12 protein-coding genes are annotated in these 19417 nt (G+C 38.2%); 6 read left to right on the top strand and 6 right to left on the bottom strand.

Annotated features, from left to right (window positions below):
* Positions 1-292 precede the first annotated feature (292 nt).
* Positions 293-1204 (top strand): bile acid:sodium symporter family protein, encoded by a 912-nt coding sequence (locus V6255_RS04245; RefSeq protein WP_341627015.1) that lies wholly within the window; start codon positions 293-295, stop codon positions 1202-1204.
* A gap of 56 nt (positions 1205-1260) precedes the next feature.
* On the opposite strand, the gene V6255_RS04250 is transcribed toward V6255_RS04245, so the two are convergent.
* Entirely contained in the window at positions 1261-2154 is an 894-nt protein-coding gene (locus tag V6255_RS04250; RefSeq protein ID WP_341627016.1) for a LysR family transcriptional regulator, read from the bottom strand.
* 168 nt (positions 2155-2322) lie between these two features.
* On the opposite strand from V6255_RS04250, the gene V6255_RS04255 reads away from it, so the two are divergent.
* From V6255_RS04255 to V6255_RS04265, 3 genes are all read left to right on the top strand, one after another.
* Positions 2323-3189, top strand: coding sequence for an SDR family oxidoreductase (locus tag V6255_RS04255; protein WP_341627017.1), 867 nt, complete (start codon positions 2323-2325; stop codon positions 3187-3189).
* An 85-nt stretch (positions 3190-3274) separates the two neighbouring features.
* Positions 3275-3751 carry a hypothetical protein gene (locus V6255_RS04260; protein ID WP_341627018.1) on the top strand — a complete coding sequence of 159 codons (477 nt, stop codon included), beginning with the start codon at positions 3275-3277 and terminating at the stop codon, positions 3749-3751.
* Between the two features lie 228 nt (positions 3752-3979).
* Positions 3980-4408 (top strand): DoxX family protein, encoded by a 429-nt coding sequence (locus V6255_RS04265; RefSeq protein WP_341627019.1) that lies wholly within the window; start codon positions 3980-3982, stop codon positions 4406-4408.
* Between the two features lie 309 nt (positions 4409-4717).
* Here the strand turns inward: V6255_RS04265 and V6255_RS04270 are convergent, their stop codons facing one another.
* Positions 4718-4921 (bottom strand): hypothetical protein, encoded by a 204-nt coding sequence (locus tag V6255_RS04270; RefSeq protein WP_341627020.1) that lies wholly within the window; start codon positions 4919-4921, stop codon positions 4718-4720.
* 586 nt (positions 4922-5507) lie between these two features.
* On the opposite strand from V6255_RS04270, the gene V6255_RS04275 reads away from it, so the two are divergent.
* The gene (locus V6255_RS04275) at positions 5508-6620 is read left to right on the top strand and encodes a PQQ-dependent sugar dehydrogenase (RefSeq protein ID WP_341627021.1); all 1113 of its coding nucleotides are present in this window, start codon (positions 5508-5510) and stop codon (positions 6618-6620) included.
* Between the two features lie 458 nt (positions 6621-7078).
* Here the strand turns inward: V6255_RS04275 and V6255_RS04280 are convergent, their stop codons facing one another.
* Positions 7079-7966, bottom strand: a complete 888-nt coding sequence (locus V6255_RS04280; protein WP_341627022.1) for a DMT family transporter — start codon at positions 7964-7966, stop codon at positions 7079-7081.
* Between the two features lie 514 nt (positions 7967-8480).
* Between V6255_RS04280 and V6255_RS04285 the strand changes: the two genes are divergently transcribed.
* On the top strand, positions 8481-9593 hold the full coding sequence (locus V6255_RS04285) for a flavin monoamine oxidase family protein (RefSeq protein ID WP_341627023.1): 1113 nt from the start codon (positions 8481-8483) through the stop codon (positions 9591-9593).
* A 559-nt stretch (positions 9594-10152) separates the two neighbouring features.
* Here V6255_RS04285 and V6255_RS04290 read toward each other — a convergent pair.
* The 3 genes from V6255_RS04290 to V6255_RS04300 form a co-directional block, all read right to left on the bottom strand.
* Positions 10153-11520 carry a Fic family protein gene (locus V6255_RS04290; RefSeq protein ID WP_341627024.1) on the bottom strand — a complete coding sequence of 456 codons (1368 nt, stop codon included), beginning with the start codon at positions 11518-11520 and terminating at the stop codon, positions 10153-10155.
* A 2111-nt stretch (positions 11521-13631) separates the two neighbouring features.
* Positions 13632-17519, bottom strand: a complete 3888-nt coding sequence (hrpA, locus tag V6255_RS04295) for an ATP-dependent RNA helicase HrpA (protein WP_341627025.1) — start codon at positions 17517-17519, stop codon at positions 13632-13634.
* 262 nt (positions 17520-17781) lie between these two features.
* Positions 17782-19341 (bottom strand): Na+/H+ antiporter NhaC family protein, encoded by a 1560-nt coding sequence (locus V6255_RS04300; protein ID WP_341627026.1) that lies wholly within the window; start codon positions 19339-19341, stop codon positions 17782-17784.
* Positions 19342-19417 lie beyond the last annotated feature (76 nt).

The raw sequence follows: 19417 nt of genomic DNA on the forward strand, positions 1-19417 counted from the left end.
AATGAGCGCCTTTAGAAAGCTGAAAACAGGGCTCACAGAGCGCCTCCGCTCATGAAACTAGGCTTTGCCTAATTCGCCATGCGCCCCGAAGTCAAAACATGATGTTTTTCGCACGTTATAATGTAAATATGAAGTTAGCTTTTATCTTTTCCTTTCCAATTAAAAATTTACTTCAAAAATACCCTCCCCTTAAAAACAATAAATAATGCGCCATATCAAAGCCACAAACCCAAACTCCCGATAAAATAAATATCATCAAGTTGTTCCTAAGCTACGAAAATTAAGGGAATTTATGACACCAATTATCGCTCAAACTGTTGCTCAAGTTATGTTACCTGTTGTGCTAGGCCTCGTGATGTTGGGAATGGGGTTAAGTTTACAAATTAAAGATTTTAAAGCGGTACTAAAAGCGCCTAAAGTCGCGATGATTGGTTTTTTATTACAACTGCTTTTACTGCCGATACTGGCACTGTTTATTATTAAGGTTTTTGCACTTAATCAAACTGCTGCAGCTGGGCTTTTTTTATTGGCATTATGCCCCGGCGGTGCGACCTCAAACTTATTTTCATTTATTGCTAAAGGTAATCTCGCTTTAAGTGTCTGCTTAACCAGTGTCGTGAGCATGTTATCGCCATTTATTTTACCGATCGCGTTTGTTGGTTTTATCCATTACAGCGGAAACGCAGATAGTCAGCAGTTTAATTTACCTTTATTACCAGCAATGAAACAACTCGCTATCGTCACCTTACTACCGACTGTTATTGGTATGAGCATTCGTCATTTTGCCGATCAATGGGCACAGTCTGTTATTCCTTTGATTAAAAAGGGATCAACTATTGCGATGTTACTGGTGGTTACGGCCCTTGTTTTGACAAACTTAACTATCATTCCTGCGATGCTTTCTTTGCAGGGTATTGCTGTCATGACGTTATGTATTTTAGCGTTAATCATTGCCTATTTTATTGCAGGCAAGTTGAATGTTAACGAAACCGATAGAAAAACTATTGCGATAGAAGTGGGTGTGCAAAATGCAGGTACCGCGATGATGATTGCATTCACTATCATGCATCAACCTGCACTAGCGGCCATTCCTTTAATGTACGGGCTGTTAATGAATATACCCGCATTCATTTTTGTATATTGGCTCTTAAACAAAAATAAAGGCAAAGATAAAATGACTATGCCAATAAAAGTAAATCCTTAGGCGAATCTAATAATGCCAATAATTTGAATGTTAACTCTCGACTTGATAACACATGTTTACCCCTTAGCCAGACGCTGTGTTAAAAAATCGATAAATGCTCTTGTTTTGGGTGCTAATTGTCGCTTATTTGTAAAAATGGCATTAATGGGCGTACTAGGTTGCATGATTGAAAATTTTTCGAGTATTGGCGTTAGAGTTTCTTGTAATAACTCATCATGCACCATCCATTTTGGAATCATTATTATTCCGACATCTTTCAATGCGGCTTTACGTAAGAAACTCAAACTATTAACGCTTAAAGACCCTTTGATTGACACTTCTATAGGATGGTTAGCCATTTCAAAACGCCAACGGTTATTACTTATCTTAGTGTTAAATGAAAGGCAGTTGTGTGTTTGTAAATCATGAGGGTGTGTTGGTTGTCCATGCTTTAAAAGATAATTAGGACTTGCACAAATCACAGATTGACTATCACCCAACTTACGAGCGGTTAAACTAGAATTATCTAAATGACCTATCCGTAATGCCAAATCAAGGTTTTCATCAATTAAATCAAGTTGAGCAGAGTTCATATTTATGCTGATTTGTATTTCAGGATATAACAGCAGAAACTCAGGTAAAATAGGCTCGATAAATGTTAACGCAAAATCAGCTTCTGCCGTTATTCGCAACCGACCAGAAGGTTTATCAACTAGTTTTTTGACGGCAAATTTAGCCACTTCTATATCATCAACTAATCGTTTCGCATGCTGAAAATAAATATCTCCGGCTTCGGTGAGGCTTTGCTTACGCGTTGTACGTTGAAATAAACGAGCGCCTAGTTCTTTTTCTAACTGAGATATTTGACGAGATACCGCAGATGGTGTCACTTCCATAGAGCGAGCGACAGCAGAGAAACTTCCTTCCTCAACAACGTTAACGAACAATTGTATGTTTGATATGTTATTCATTTGTGCATTATATTCACAAATCTTATGATTAGAATACTGTTTTTTGTTTTATTTGAACATGTGATTATAACTGCTCGATATGTATCAAGTCATTTCATGCTCTAGATTGCCATCCCCCTAGGCCATTGAACTTTTGTGCATTTTAAATATGTTTGAGTAGGAGTTTTTATGTCTAAAATAATTTTAATTACAGGTGCCTCTACAGGCTTTGGTCACGATACTGCGTTATCACTTATTGGAGAAGGATATAAAGTATTTGCTTCTATGCGTGATCCTTTAGGTAAAAATAGTGTGCACGCTCAAAAATTAACAGCTGCTGGTGCCTATGTTGTTGAGCTTGACGTGATAAATGAGCAATCAATAGAGCAAGCAATACAAATAGTAAAAGACCAAGCTGGCCATATCGATGTGCTTATTAATAATGCAGGTATTGCTTCTGCAGGGGTGACGGAAGCTTTTTCAACCGAACAAATGGTTGCATTATTTGATGTGAATGTATTTGGTGTGCATCGTGTCATTCGGTCAGTGTTACCGATGATGCGTGAAAATAAAAAAGGCCTAATTATTAATGTGGGTTCTATTTTAGGTAGAGTTACTTTTCCATTTTTTGGCATTTATGGTGCCAGTAAATATGCCGTTGAAGCATTAACAGATAGCCTTCGTTATGAGGTTTCACAGTTTGGTGTGGATGTTGCGTTAGTACAGCCTAGTGCCTATCCAACTGATATGTATGGTAGTGCACAACAACCTTTAAATACCGACTGTGTAGAAAGTTATGGCGATGTTGGTGAAATTCCAGGGGCTATGTTTTCAAGCTTTATGTCAATGTTCGAAGCAGCTGATGCACCTAAACCACATGATATTGCCGAAGCAATTGTTGAGTTAATTAAGACTCCAGATGGTCAACGTCCAGCTCGTACTGTTGTAGGTAATAGTTTTGGTTCAGAGGCTATTAATGCGGCGGTAGCACCTATTCAGAATACTGTAATGCAAACACTGGGTCTTGGGCATCTAGAAGTTCTTAAAAAGAGTTAACGTTTTCTTATTTTAAACTACAAAACAAGTGCAATGTGTCAGTGGTTTTAATTCATTGACACATAAACAGAGTGAAAGGGATTTTATGCTAAAAATAATAAATAAAATACTTTCTCTGCACCTGAAACCCCTATTTTATGCCATGTCTTTTTGTACAACATTAGGCGTGACGATAACTACCGTCATTGCAGCTGAAAATGATACACCAAAAATAACATATACATTGTTTAATGAAACAAAATGGATAGAGCTTCCTGGCAGCAGAGCAGTTGCTAATGTGAAAGATGATTTTACTAAAGGAGTCCATCTCAAATTACTTAAACTTTCTCCCGGTAATAAAACAGTTGTTCACACTCATTCGCATAGTTATACAGTTATGGTTATAAAAGGTTTTGCAAGACATTATGAACCTAATAAACCCGAAACACAGGTCATTTTACCTGCTGGGTCTACTTGGTTTATTCCAGCCAATGTACCTCATGTTAGTGAGTGTTTAGCTGAGAGTGTGTGCATATTTTCGACGCAATCAGATGGTGCATTTGATTTTAAATTAATTAACTAATTTAAAGTTATGTACTTATGATCTGAATCCAAAAAACATAACAATGAAATATAGGGTCATATTTTTCTTTTTATAATAGATGATGAACGCAATACAAAGAGTATTTTGCGATCGAGGAAAGCCTATAAAGTAGCAAAATACATCATATATTTTATGAATAATGACCTAATAAAATTAGGTTAGTTTAACAATATTAATTTAATGAATTATATAAGAGGGTTAACGATAATGAATACAGCAACACAAAATTATGGCGCAACAATTGCGCGAGTCTCTCTGGGAGTTGTATTAATTGCGCATGGCTTGCTTAAGGTGTTAGTTTTTACTATCCCCGGTGCAGTTAGTTATTTTGAAAGTGTAGGAATTCCTGCAATTTTTATATATTTAACACTCTTCGGAGAGTTTGCTGGTGGAACCGCTTTATTACTTGGCGCTTATTCGCGCCTAAGCGCATTATTAAGTATGCCAATTTTGTTAGGCGCAGTGTGGGTCCATAGTGGGAATGGATGGACATTTAGCAGTGCAGGTGGCGGTTGGGAATATCCTGCGCTTTTATTTGTGCTTGCGGTTATTGTCGCGCTGCAAGGCAATGGTGCATTTGCTCTTCGTAAACTCCCTTTCATTGATGGTCTTATTCCTCAATCCATGAAGATTTAAGCCTGTGTTATAGCCTAATAAATAACAGGTATAAAATGAGGGTCACAAGCTTAAAATTAATTTTATTGAGCTTAACCGCTGTGACCTTGTCGCAAAATTTGTGTAATTGCCTATCATTAACTTAATCATATTAAGGATAGGTCATTATCAAAAAGAAGAGCTAAAAGCATTTTAGCTTAAAGCCACAAAGAGGTTAAACTCTCAAAAAATTCTGCTTATTTTATCCGAAATTATTGAAATAGACGCACCTCGAACACCCATTTTAAAAGTTGATTAATCAGATTAATTCAATCTCTGTGCACACATTTATCATCCTTTTATTATCGCTAACAAATCTATTCCATGTGTGACAACTTCATCAACTATACTGATTACCGCTAAATGATGCTGCTGTATCCAACTCCAAACTTGATCTATAGGATTCAACCCTGATGAGTAAGGAGGACATTTTATTACCGAAACATTGTCAAAACCAGAATCAATACCATTAGTATGCCACCCCTTACCCTCCATGATAACCACGGTGCCCTGTCATTTTTTGTGGCCTCAGATATTTGTATTAAGCCTGGTTTTATTATAATACCAACTGAACCAAACAAATAAGCATACTCAAATTGGTGTTGCCTTTTCGCGCTACCTGTTAGCTTCCATAAACGTGTTGTTGAGTTTTTCTGAATCAATGATTGCTTTTAGCAAGGTAAGACAAGGATGCAATGCGAGTTAAGCGCGCAACATAGATATGGCGGTACGTTAAGAAGGTAGTCATTACTTAAGTTAAAAAGTAATAGATTAAAAAACGTTGAAACCAGCCTCTTTGATTTCCTACGGATATAAGTCTTCTCTGTTGGTAAAGAGAAAGTAAAGTCGCCAACAATACCGCAAATACTGTTAATACTGTTAATACTGTTAATACCGATCAAAATCATGACACGAGCGCAGACGAGCTTAATTGGCATTAAACACAACCAAACCTGTATGAAATATCCAAATCAAACTTGTAAACTTATTTCTAGATTGCATAATGGAAGTGACTAAAATATAACCATTAATATTAAACAACATCTTAGTGACAGCCGGCTCTCGTATAAAAGGATAAACGATGAAATATTGGCAGCAACTCCTCTTCATTTCCCTCAGCCTGTTAGCGACTTCAAGTCAGGCAATGTCCCCTCTTCCTATCAATGAAGATAAAACACCTTACAAAACAGAAACAATCTGGCCAGACATAACGATTCCTTGGGGGATGGTTCAATTACCTAATGGTAAAATGTTAGCAACGGAGCGTTCAGGCAAGTTATGGTTATTAACTGAAGGTAAACCCTCAATTGAAATAACAGGTTTGCCTAAAATACATCAGAATGGACAAGGCGGTTTATTAGATATTGCATTACACCCTGAGTTTTCAAAAAATCAGCTTATCTATTTCACTTATGCGAGTGAAAATGAAACAGGCAGCAACACTGCCTTAATGCGTGCGAAGTTAGATGTTGACAACAATCAATTGGTTGACCAGAAAACATTATATCTTGGTGAAGGCGATTCAACCCGAGGAAATCATTATGGTAGCCGCATTGCTGTCACTGATGAGTTTGTTTACTTTTCAATTGGCGATCGTGGACAACGCGATAAAAACCCGCAAAATTTATCATTGGATGGCGGTAAAATTTACAAATTAAACCTTGATGGTAGTATCCCAACCTCAAATCCTTTTTATCAGCAAGCTAACGCTAAAAAAGCAATTTATTCCTATGGACATCGTAACCCTCAAGGATTAATTACACTCGCTGATCGCAACCAAGTTTGGTCACATGAACATGGCCCAAGAGGTGGTGATGAAGTTAACTTGATTGAGTCAGGGAAAAATTATGGCTGGCCTGTTATCGGTTATGGCGTGAATTATATTGGTACGGACTACACCGACATCACTGAGAAAGAAGGCATGGAGCAACCTAAGTTATATTGGGATCCTTCCATTGCGCCTTCCGGCATGGCGTATATTAGCAGTAACAAATACCCGCAATGGCAAGGTAAAATATTACTCGGTTCAATGAAGTTTGGGCATTTAGTGTTACTGGAAATAGATAACGAAAATGTAGTTAAACAAACTAAATTATTGGCTAACGTCGGTAGAGTAAGAAATGTGATTCAAGGTAATGATGGGTATATTTATTTGGGTATTGATGGGAAAGGGATCCTAAAGTTAATGCCTTAAGCATTGGGCATTCTATTTTTAATTTTGGTTCGTATTTGCTCATCGAGGTTATGTTGATATTTCCGGCTTTGTGTTTCGCCCTATCGGCGACTTTACTTTCTCTCTGCCAGCAGAGAACCTGATACCTACAAGGGTGCAAAGAGACTGGCACCGAGTCACTTTCTATCCAAACAATGCCCATACTTTTAAAATAAGCTTTCTCAACGCCCCCGTTCATACGGCACATCTCTGTGTCGAATGAACTTACAGCAAACGTCCTGCTTGCCGCTAGTGAGCTGCTGAAAGGTATTCATGATTTGGGAAAGCTCAACGGCAGAGAAGTCGTAGCCTCATTTAGCCTCGCTTAAATCATTAACTAATTGATATTATTAACTTCAATGTATGAGTATCCACAGCTTTAACTACTTTATATTATATATATTCAGTAAAAAGCCAAGCAAAGCTAACAGACACTTTATTCAACCAGCAACCCGCTTACGCGTTAACGCTATCCCTAAAATTATTAATAACATCGCCCCTAGGCTTTGCCATTCAATGGCTTCGCCCAAAAGAAGCGCACCAGTAAAATACGCCACGATAGGAATCACGTAATTAATATACGAAAGAAACGTAGGACCTGCCGTGCCGATAACGGCAAACAAAAGAATGGTAGCAAACGCAGTCGGCCCGACACCTAACCACAACATCGATAACGAGGCTTTTAAAGAGTAACTTTGTTGCCACGGTAAATCTTGCCACAGCCAAAATGGCACTATAACGATACTCGAAATAATCATCACGCCTGCTGCTGTTACAACAGGATTATAGGAAGGCAATCGCCTCACCAAAATGGCATTGATCGCATAACTAAAAGTAGCGAGTAAAATCAATAAACCACTCAGTAAGTTACTGTGAGCTCCGACTAACGACGGCCAAAGCACAATCACCACGCCAGTAATACCTAACACAAAACCGAATATTTTAAAGCGATTGAGGCTTTCTCCTGATACAAAATAATGTGCCAAAATCATTGTCGCCAACGGCATAAATGCCATCAACAATCCCGTAATACCCGAGCTAATATCTTTCTGACCCGTTGAGATAAGCAGAAATGGCAACAAGTTACCCATAACACCCAGCAGTAAAAATACCGCCCAAGCCAACGGCTTTACAGGCAAACGCCACCCCTTGGCATACATAAAGAGCGTTAGAATAACAGCAGCAATCAAGACTCTAAGAGAGACGATAGCAACAGGGCTAAAGCTTTGCAGTGAGACAGCAGTAAACATAAATGACGTGCCCCACAGAAAAATCAGTAACAGCAGAGAAAACCAGTCTTTAACAGTAGGTGTATAGTTCTGAGGCATGTGTTTTATCCAATTAGCATGTTTAATAGGTAAATATTACTAGAGAATGATGACTAGAGAGTTTACCCGACAACCTCCTATTTTGTTGATAATTTTAATACAGCATTACAGCGCTAAATAACTTTAAATCGTAAAAATCTAATTTGATTGTAAGCAACTAATGGGTGTTCGCAACTTGTTCAGTGGACAACTAATGAGTGTTCAGAACTTTTTCAGAACTTCGAGATAACGGTGACATAGCGGTAACCATATTGAGTTTAGCAGTATGATTGTCAAAGGCACAAAGCAAGACTTGGCCCGAACGGCACTCTTATAGAGTTCCAAACAGCATACAAATCAGAACAAAAACAATTTATCTTCGGCTTTTAATGTGATTTGGCAATGGTAAAGTTTATAGGTCTCCTGTACTTTTATAAATAACGTTAACTGGTTAATTGCCTTCACAAGTTTAAGTAAATTAATCACAATCACACAATCATATTATGTCGCTTTTATATCAAATTTAGGAACTTTCATGCACATTAACAACATTATTATAGGCGGTGGTTTATCTGGATTATTGAGTGCCTGGTATTTACAAAAACAAGGGATACCTTATTTACTTTTGGAAGCTAAACCAAAGCTCGGCGGTAGGATATTAGGTGTAAAAGACAGCTCCACAGAGCATTATCATGATTTAGGACCGACGTGGATTTTCCCTCATCAATTCAATATACAACAGTTGCTTGAAGAGCTTAACATACCGTATGTTGAACAATATACGAGAGGCGATGCATTATTTCAAAAACAAGGTAATCAAGGAATTATAAGAACCGAAGGCGCGGGTGCTGCAAGTATGTATCGTGTCATTGGCGGCATGACCACAATCATTAATGTCCTGTATAGTAAGATTGATTCACGTAATATAAAAACAGAACATGTTGTTACCAATACAACAAAAGTCGATGACCAATGGATAATAACAGCACAACATAACAATGAGACTAAATCGTTTCATGCTAATAACCTTATATTAGCATTACCTCCTCGCATGATTGTAGAGCATCTGACACCCACTTATTGGGCTTCATCTGAACTTATTGAGCACTTTAAACAAGTACCAACATGGATGGCTGCGCAAGCAAAATTTATTTCAATCTACCATTCTAGTTTTTGGCGCGAAAAGGGGTTGTCTGGACAAGTATTTAGCCAACAAGGTCCTATGCAAGAAATGCATGACGCTTGCTCTATCGATATTTCAGAAACGGGTGAACAGGTTAATCTAACAAATGCCTTATTTGGCTTTATTGGTGTGCCAGCTAATCATCGACAACAATATGATGAATCGCAAATAAAAGAGGCTTGTCTCAATCAATTGAATCAACTGTATGAGAATTCAGAAGAAGAACTTGATTCAATATTATATAAAGATTGGGCCACCGACGCATTTTTTGCTTCTGCCCGTGATATTAATGAACAGCCAAAACACCCTGACTTTCCTATGGATCAATATATGAGCGAACTAACTCAAAAGAATATATTTTTAGCAGGCAGTGAGTTCTCTCGTACAGATGCTGGTTATTTAGAAGGTGCGGTTTGCGCCGTGAATGATGTGATTGCCAAAATAATAAATACAGATAACAGATAAAAACGTATTAATCCGAGTACTTACCTATGAAATAGCGTCGATAGTCATCAAGTAAGGCAGCATAACGTTATTTAACGCTATGCCGTTAGCCACGTTGATTTTCGTAATGTATTTGTCAAAGATAAAACGCAAGACCTGCCCCATTATTTTAAGGTTTATGGTGGTGGTCATTTTTAGTATAAGCTCGTCTGCGCTCGTCGTGGCTTTTTTGATCTTTATTAGCTTTGGTTTTCGCCCTGTCGTCGACTTTACTTTCTCTCAGCCAGCCTAGAACCTAATACCGACAAGAGAGCAAAGAGACTGGTGCCGAGTAGCTTTCTTCATCCAAACCATGCCCATACCTTTAAAATAAGATTTCTAACGCACCAGTTCATACGGCACACCCATGTGCTGAACGAACTTACAGCAAACATCCTGTTTGCTGTTGCTCAAAGGAATTAATGATTTGGGAAAGCTCAATGGCGAAGAAGTCGCAGCCTCATTTAGCATCTATTTAATCATTAACCAATTTGATATTATTAACTTAAATGAATTGGAGCCCAATAATTTACATTATCTATCAAAGCTTTAATCTATCTTTTAATTGTGCTGGAGCTACATACACAATCGATCTACTATTCTTAGGTTTCGTTGATAATAAAAGTTCACAGTCGACTAGCTTATTTAAGTAGCTTCTAGCTGTACCTTCATTAATATCAAAATCAGCAGCTATAGATTTAGATGTAAATAACTTACCGCCTTCCTTCACTGCTTCTTTTAATATTTCTAACTCACCATGCTTTAAGTTTTTAGAAACAGGGCTATTATCAATCCAGTTTCTAAAGTCATTAAACTCAGATTTCTTTTGATCTATATGATCCTGTAGAGATTGCACTGCTTTAGTTACTATATCCGCTTGGTGATAAATAAAGTAAGTCATATCAAATTCATCTGTTTCAGTGAAAATAAAAGCCTTGTCATAGTCGCCACGTTTTTCTTGAATTAATTTACTGATTGAAACATATTCAAACATCCAGTAACCCGACTTTAACATAAACCAATAGAATAAAGCCCTTGCCGTTCTACCATTTCCATCGCCGAATGGATGGATATAACCAATCATAAAGTGAAGGATAATTGCTTTAATTAATGGATGAATAAAACCATCGTTATTAAGTTCATTAGTTGCAGAGTGATCAGTATTGGCAAACGTACATAACTTATTTAATCTATCTTCTAAAGACTTATAGCAAGGTGGTGTATGAGCGACTTCATTATATATATCCCCTATAGTGATGTCGTTATCATCCCTGAGGCATCCACTTTTTGCTCCATTATCTATTGCTTTATGAGTAGCACAGTAATGAAACTCAAGAATAAGATCAATTGTTAATTCTTCATCTTTTTTCTCTACAGCAGATTTCATTAGCATGTAGTTGTTAACAATCATCTGTTCTGATTTGTCTTTAGGATTACGTTTATCAGATAGCATTTTTTTAGCTACTTTTCTAGTGGTACTAGCCCCTTCTAGTTGTGAGGATGTAATCGCTTCTTCCATAATTAAATTACGTACAAGGTACCGATCTTTTTCACCATTAGAAACTAATGGACTATCAGATAATGCATGTCCCCCACCAGTTAATTTATCTATTATATGAAGTTTCTCGTATAAAGAATTTGGCACACAAAATTGCATGAACTTTTCATGTTCTGCTGGAAGATCACTAAATTTATTAAGAAGGCTATTTCTTGCTATTTTTGTAGAAAGCCATGCATTTTCTTTAGATAAACCATTATGAGTATCTGTTTTCCACATAAATTTATGCCATGGCATATATTCACCATTATTATCGGTAGCATTAAGTTTACCAACAATACCAATAAATTCCTTTGAATCTAACTCACCCATTATTTTATAGAAATCAGGTGGTGTTCTTAATCTAGCCATCGTTTGATCCTTTTAATTACTTCAATTGTTTTAATTATTAAATCAATGTGCTTACATTAATAGCAATCAAACAAAAACACAAATTAATATTTTTGTGCTTTAATTTTACAAAAAACAACCAAAAAAAACAAATAACCTTTAAATCAATTACATAACACCAACTCTCGTTTTTTAATTTTTAATTTTTAATTTAAATAAAAGTTCTGGACATATATGGTCACTCATTGTAAATCAAGATTAGATTGATTTTTATTTTCTGTTTAATAATCGATTACGTACAAAAGACTCGTCACCCTTATTAATAAAGGGGTGTTTTCCTCGTTAAACTTGTCTTTTGTACAAGATCGTTTTAGTCGATAAATCACATTTGTCTAAACTGCTCTTTACATCATAGAGATAACCGTTTATTGACATATATCCGGCGTCTTAATGGTTACTTTATGGGAAGCCGCGCCCTCCTGAGTTACAGTACAGAAGAAGTCTTACTCGCCTTTGCATCCAATATACCTTAGAAGGCAGCAGTCCAGCTGAGGTTCCGAGTAATAGAAATATCTCGGACAGCCATAAACTGATATTAGCAATATCAAGTAGTTAACCTCAATTCTGGTTAATGAAATCGGAATCACATTTAAAATCGTAAGGTACTATTTTTTACTAGTCAGTGCCGTTAGTTTTACGTCGTTCAAGATAAATCCGCAGAAATAGCTGTGTTGTATCGCTTTGCTTATCCAGAATTGAGGTTAGTTAAAAAGAAAAAACAACACAGAACTCCTGCAAGCTAAAGCATGCGCCCCAGAATAAAAAGCTCATAAGCTTGTAGCAACAAGTCAAAAAACACATCTCCCCTGCAGGCTAAAGCCAGCGCCCAAAAATCACAGGCAGGTAATAGTTTCAGAAAGACAGACGGTTTTAGTTTGTTATTTTTGACTTGGAGGTGCACGTTTCAGCTTCCAGGTGCTTTTGTGTTGATTTATATTTTACGAGCCCTATTTCAGTTTGTAGGTATCGAAACTCGGGGCGCATGCTTTAGCTTGCAGTGTTTTAATGTTTACATGTGTTGACTTTGACTTTGTCGTTAACCTCAATTCTAGTTTATTAAATCGATATTACTTTTAAAATCATAAGGTACTATTTTTTATTAGACAGAGTTATTAGTTTTGCGTAGTTTAGGTAAATTATTTAAGCAATAACTGGTTATTGAGAGATAATTTAAAGCAGAAATCTGTGGAAATAGCGGTGTAGTATCACTTTGCTTATCCAAAATTGAGGTTAGTTACGATAAAACTTCGAACAATGTGGCTACGACAGCCCTCCCGTTGAGTTTTCTGTATGAATAACTGCCTTTAGCAAGTAGAGGCATGGAGTGATTTATGCAACAGCATAGTGTTATGAACGGGCTAAGCTCTGCGTGCCCTTTGCCGTTGCTAACTCATTTCGAGACATGGATATCGAGTATGAGCGGTGCGTTTAGAAGGTAGTTATTGCTATATATCTAAAAGAGTAGATTAAAAAACGAATTGGGAGCCAGTCTTTTTGCTTGTTGTGGGTAAAAGGTATTCTTCTGGTAAGAAAAAGCATGTCGCCGACAGGGCGAAAACACTATTAATAAAAATCAAACTAACTGGACGAGCGCAGACGAGCACTAACTAACTCATATTAAAGATAAGAGAAAGCAGGATGAATCCTCCGCCCCAAAAACTTAACTTTTACGCTTCGGCTAAAGTGCATAAATTACAAGTGAATACCCACAACATAAAACCATGTTCAACGTGGCTACATCCATCCCCACCGTTGAGTTTTCCCAATCGAACAATACCTTTCAGCAACAGCAAACAGGACGTTTGCTGTAAGTTCATTCGGCACATGGATGTGCCGTATGAACTGGTGCGTTAGGGAAGGTATTGATCGATTGGATTAGAAAGTGATTCGGTGGCCAGTCTTTTTGCCGCCTTTTTCTTCTGGTAAGAAAAAGATGGTCGCCGACAGGGCGAAAACACTGAAATTAATAAGCACAATGCCCCTATGAGCGAAGACGAACCTTCAAAACTAAAAGGCATAAAAAAAGCAAGCCGAAGCTTGCTTATCAATTTATATTTTAAAAGGTTAATGGCTTAACCCTTAAGCTCAGTCAACTTCAATCTCACGCGTTTAGCCGATACTGGATATGGCGTCCCTAACTGTTGTGCAAACAACGACACTCTTAATTCTTCCATCATCCAATACACTTCAGCTAAACCTTCATGCTCATTTTCATTACTCAATAACTGCTTACATAACGCACGATAACGTTCTTCAAGCTCATGCAATTCGATGGTATTTAATCGGTCTTGATTTGGGTTAACCGGTAATTTCTCTAAACGTTTTTGTAAGGCTAACAAATAACGTTTAATGTCATTAAGTTTTCCCTCTCCCACTTGGCAAACAAAGCCAGGGAAAATTAAACGTTCTAGCTGTGATTTAATATCACCTTTGGCAACCAACATGGTTAAGTCTGCTTTGCCTTTTAACTGTTTATTAACAGCGTGAGCAAGAGTTAATACTTCTTCAACTTGTTGCGTAATTTGTAAGGTTTTATCGGCGAGTTCGGCACGCACTTTTTCTTTCTGTGCTTCAAACTCAGGTGCTTCTTGTGGATGTATTGCCCCATCAAGAATCGCATCAACCGCACAACTGATACAATCATCAATTAAGTCTTTTATTTGTCCGAAAGGATTAAAATACAACCCAAGCTTGGCTTTATTTGGCAGGCTTTGTTGTAGATACTTAATCGGTGATGGCACGTTTAATAAAATTAAACGACGTACACCAGCTTGGTTAAAGCGTTGTGCTTTTGCTTCGCTATCAAATAATTCAATGGCGACACTTTTGTTTTTATCCACTAACGCGGGGTAAGCTTTTACTTCATAACCGCCGTGATCTTTTTTGAATGATTTAGGTAATTTACCAAAATCCCATTCTACTAAATCAGACTTTTCAATACCTTGTTTTGATACTTTAGATAAGGTTTGTTTTACCTTACCTTTTAGATCATGTTGCAGTAGTTTTAAGTCAGTCCCAACGGCAACGCTTTTTTGTTTATCATCGATGACACTAAACTTCATACGCAGATGCGTAGGCAATGCAGATACATCCCAAGCATCGTCTGGAATACGCACACCTGTCATTCGCAATAGTTGTTTTTCAAAGGCTTCTAATAGTGAACCTTGTAAAGGCACTAAGTTCGCCATAGCAGCTTCTGCATAGTTCGGTGCAGGTACAAAATTACGACGAATAGGTTTCGGTAATGTTTTGATTAACGCAACCAACAACTCTTCACGTAAAGCCGGAATTTGCCAATCGAAGCCTTGATCTGATATTTGGTTTAATAGCGCTAACGGAATATTAACCGTTACACCATCTTGGCTAGTACCCGGCTCAAAAGCGTAATCTAGTTTTAGACGGAAATCGCCTTGTTGCCACGAATCAGGATAAGCATTTGCGGTTACTTTATCTGCATCATGTGCCATTACTTGGTCACGCTGATAATTTAATAATTGTGGCTGTTGTTTTTTCTCTTGATTCCACCAGCTATCAAACTGCTTTGCACTGCATACGTTTTGCGGCACGATTTCATCGTAAAATAAGAAGAGTGTTTCATCGTCTACCAAAATATCGCGGCGACGTGATTTATGCTCTAGCTCTTCAATATCGTTTAATAACGCTTGGTTATCTTTGAAGAATTGATGACGCGTTTCAAACTCCCCTTCTACTAATGCATGGCGAATAAATAATTCACGACACAGTATCGGGTCAATTTGTGTATAAACCACTTTACGTTTGCTTACGATAGGAATGCCATACAACATTTGAGTTTCAAAGGCGCCCACGACACCGGATTTTTTCTGCCAATGTGGTTCAGCGTAACTACGTTTAATTAAATGTTGTGCTTGCAGTTCAACCCATTCAGGTTTGATGCGTGCGGCAACACGTGCAAACAGTTTTGAGGTTTCAACAAGCTCAGCAAACATGCCCCATTTAGGTTGTTTTTTAAATAAACCAGAACCTGGGAACATAAAGAATTTACTGTTACGTGCGCCAAGGTATTCGGCGTCTTTATCTTTTAAGCCGATATGCGACAACAGTCCGGCTAATAAGGCTTGGTGAATAGCATCAAAATTTGAAGGCTCTGTACTTACTTTAATATCGAGTTCGTCAGTCACTTGTTTGATTTGTGTATAAATATCCTGCCATTCACGCACACGCATATACGCTAAGAAATCTTTCTGACACATTTTACGGAACTGGCCACTAGTGAGTTCTTGGCGTTGTTCGTTAATGTAATTCCAGAGATTTACATAGGTAATAAAATCTGACTCTTTGTCTTGGAAACGCTTATGTTTTTCATCGGAAGCTTGTTGCTTATCCATTGGGCGTTCACGTGGGTCTTGAATGCTTAACGCTGCACTGATCACCATCACTTCATGCACACAGTTAAATTCTTTCGCCGCTAAAATCATACGCGCTAAACGCGGGTCAACGGGTAATTTAGCAAGTTGGCGACCTAAGGGAGTCAGCTTTTTACGTGGGTCTTTTTGTTTTAAGTTAACTGCGCCTAGCTCTTCTAATAAGCTCAAGCCATCTTTAATGTTTCTATCTTCTGGCGGTTCTACAAATGGGAATTTATTAAGTTCGCCTAAACCAAGTGACAGCATTTGTAAGATAACAGACGATAAGTTAGTACGTAGAATTTCAGGATCAGTAAATTCAGGGCGACCATTAAAGTCCTCTTCGCTGAATAAACGAATACAAACACCTTCGCTGACACGTCCACAACGCCCTTTACGCTGATTAGCACTGGCTTGTGATATGGCTTCAATCGGTAAACGTTGTACTTTGGTACGGTAGCTATAACGGCTAATACGCACTGTTCCGGTGTCTATGACGTATTTAATGCCGGGAATCGTTAATGAAGTTTCCGCCACGTTGGTGGCTAACACGATTCGCTGCCCACGATGTCCTTGGAAAATTTTGTTTTGTTCCACCACACTCAAACGCGCAAACAACGGTAATACTTCAGTATCTCGTAGTTTACGTTTGGTTAAGGCTTCTGCGGTATCGCGAATTTCACGTTCACCATTCATGAAGATAAGAATGTCACCACGACCTAAACGCTGAAGTTCATCAACCGCTTGGAAGATACCTTCAATTTGGTCGCCCGCCGCATACTCTTCTAGTGGCCGATATAAGGTTTCAACGGGGAATGTACGGCCAGAGACTTCAATAATAGGCGCAGCTTTACCGCGTTTATCACAAAAGTGTTGTGCAAAACGCTCTGGGTCGATGGTTGCTGAAGTGATAATTACTTTTAAATCTGGGCGTTTTGGTAAGAGGCGTTTTAAATAGCCCATTAAGAAGTCGATGTTTAGACTACGCTCATGCGCTTCATCGATAATGATCGTGTCATATTGACTTAAGAATCGGTCGTTTTGAATTTCCGCTAATAAAATACCGTCGGTCATCAATTTGATATAAGACCTGTCGCTGACTTTGTCTGTAAATCGAACACGGTAACCCACTGTTTCACCGAGTTCTGAATCTAACTCTTCGGCAATACGGTTAGCAACGGTTCTTGCCGCTAAACGACGTGGTTGTGTATGACCAATTAAGCCCGATACGCCTCGCCCTAGTTCTAAACATATTTTAGGAATCTGTGTGGTTTTACCTGAGCCTGTTTCACCCGCAATAATCACGACTTGATTTTCAGCAATGGCTTTCGCTATTTCGTCTTTTTTCTGACTAACAGGCAGGTCTGGATAACTCACTTCTGGCAAGTTTTCTAAACGCTGTTGTCGTTTATCCATAGAGACTTGAATATCGACGGCAATCTTAGTCAAACTAGCTTCTACTTTTTCGGGTGTTTTAAGATTAGCAAGATCGTCAATGCGGCGCTTTAAGCGGAATTGATCTTTATATAACACGTCATTTAAATGGTCTTTCAAAGTAGTCGCAGAAATGGTCAAAACAGATACCTAGCAGAAACAAAAAAGTGATCCTAGCAAGGCTCTTATCAAAAGGATAGTCACAGTTATGTTTAGACTGTATTTTTAGTGTAGATGGCGTCTTTTAGAAGGATTATTTTTTGCTTTGAATAAATGATAGATATAAAAAAAGCAGGCGAACCTGCTTATTTATTAGTTTGAAAGTATTCGACCATGGTCAATCTTGAAAACGATCATAAGCGCTCATAACTTTCAGTTTCAGTTTCTCTTTTAATTTTAAAGGCTAACGCTTCGCGAGCACTTTCATACAAGCAATCACAGCAACAAACGCAATACTTGATGCGATGAATGCTGACACAGTAGAGCCAGTGAAACCAATCACAATAAAGCCAACGATAGATACAAATGCCATTGATAATGCATAAGGTAACTGTGTTGATACATGGTCGATATGCTCACAACGTGCGCCTGTTGACGATAAAATGGTAGTATCTGAGATAGGTGAACAATGGTCGCCAAACACAGAGCCGGCTAATACCGCACTTAACATAGGTAGCATCATCGCTAAATCTGTTGCGCCCGCCATATCGCCTGCAATCGGCAACATGATGCCAAACGTACCCCATGACGTACCGGTAGAGAACGCCATTGCACCAGAAAGCACAAATAAGATAACCGGTAGCCAATGTAGGCCGATATTACCTTGTACTAAACCTGATAGGTAAGCACCAGTTTTCATGTCACCAATCACGGTACCAATCGACCAAGCAAAGAATAGAATAATGATTGCGCCAAACATCGATTTAGCACCAACCCACAATGCATATCCGATATTTGAAAATGGTTGTTTTTGTCTTAATACAGTGACTAAAGAGAATATTAAACCTATTGAACCACCGTAAACCAATGAAGCACCCACATCGGTATTTTCAAACGCGCCCAATACTGAGAACGCTTTCCCTGCTGCCGCCAAAGCGGTGTTACCTGTGTACAGCATGAAGAATAATGTACCAGCAATTAAGCTGATAATTGGGTAAACTAAATCACCTACTTTACCTTGCTCGTATTCTTCGATACCTAATTCATCTTGTAAATCGATGTAGGCTTGTTCGCCTTCTGAAATTTCTTTTTCTGCTATTTTTTCATGCTTTTTCATTGCACCAATATCGAGCCTGAAAACGATCACTGCAAATACCATTAACAATGTAAAAATGGCATAAAAGTTCATAGGAATTAACGCAACATAAGCACCTAGTGGTGAGTATTCAGTCATGCCATGGCTAACTAAAATGCCACTGATAATGGTCATGATGTAAGCGCCCCAACTTGAAACAGGCATTAAGATACACATAGGTGCAGCTGTTGAATCAAGAATATAAGCTAACTTAGCGCGGGATACATTAAAGCGATCCGTCACTGGACGTGAAATGGAGCCTACCGCTAAGCTGTTGAAGTAGTCATCAATAAAGATAAACACACCAAGAAAAGCCGCTAATAACGATGCGCCACGTTTATCTTTAATATGGTTAAGGGCCCAATCAGCAAAAGCACGTGTGCCGCCTGAAAGTGTTAACACTGCCGTCATCATTCCTAGTAATAATAGGAAAGCAACAATACTCATATTCCAAGTATTTAAACCGCCGTCTTCAACGACAACACCTTTCACAGTTGAGTAGATATACGTGCCAGCATCAACTACTGAATAGTTAGCGAGCAGTAAAGCACCTAAAATAATACCTAGCCCGAGTGACAATAAAACTCGACGAGTAAGAATAGCTAAACCCAGTGCAAGGACTGCGGGTAAGATCGACAGCGTAGACGCTGAATAATCGATTAAAGACATGAATCTTTCCTTTGTTCTACATTTGAAAATAAACTGCAGGAATACAGAAGACTTTCAAATATTTTTTGGTATGAAC

This window comes from Psychromonas arctica (assembly GCF_038155225.1).
Taxonomy (GTDB): domain Bacteria; phylum Pseudomonadota; class Gammaproteobacteria; order Enterobacterales; family Psychromonadaceae; genus Psychromonas; species Psychromonas arctica_B.

What these genes read in the sequence shown, in the direction of transcription:
- V6255_RS04285 (WP_341627023.1), top strand. Translation starts at nt 8,481, where the DNA reads ATGCACATTAACAACATTATTATAGGCGGTGGTTTATCTGGATTATTG.
- V6255_RS04250 (WP_341627016.1), bottom strand. Translation starts at nt 2,154, where the DNA reads ATGAATAACATATCAAACATACAATTGTTCGTTAACGTTGTTGAGGAA.
- V6255_RS04300 (WP_341627026.1), bottom strand. Translation starts at nt 19,341, where the DNA reads ATGTCTTTAATCGATTATTCAGCGTCTACGCTGTCGATCTTACCCGCA.
- V6255_RS04275 (WP_341627021.1), top strand. Translation starts at nt 5,508, where the DNA reads ATGAAATATTGGCAGCAACTCCTCTTCATTTCCCTCAGCCTGTTAGCG.
- V6255_RS04290 (WP_341627024.1), bottom strand. Translation starts at nt 11,520, where the DNA reads ATGGCTAGATTAAGAACACCACCTGATTTCTATAAAATAATGGGTGAG.
- V6255_RS04245 (WP_341627015.1), top strand. Translation starts at nt 293, where the DNA reads ATGACACCAATTATCGCTCAAACTGTTGCTCAAGTTATGTTACCTGTT.
- V6255_RS04270 (WP_341627020.1), bottom strand. Translation starts at nt 4,921, where the DNA reads ATGGAGGGTAAGGGGTGGCATACTAATGGTATTGATTCTGGTTTTGAC.
- V6255_RS04255 (WP_341627017.1), top strand. Translation starts at nt 2,323, where the DNA reads ATGTCTAAAATAATTTTAATTACAGGTGCCTCTACAGGCTTTGGTCAC.
- V6255_RS04260 (WP_341627018.1), top strand. Translation starts at nt 3,275, where the DNA reads ATGCTAAAAATAATAAATAAAATACTTTCTCTGCACCTGAAACCCCTA.
- V6255_RS04265 (WP_341627019.1), top strand. Translation starts at nt 3,980, where the DNA reads ATGAATACAGCAACACAAAATTATGGCGCAACAATTGCGCGAGTCTCT.
- V6255_RS04280 (WP_341627022.1), bottom strand. Translation starts at nt 7,966, where the DNA reads ATGCCTCAGAACTATACACCTACTGTTAAAGACTGGTTTTCTCTGCTG.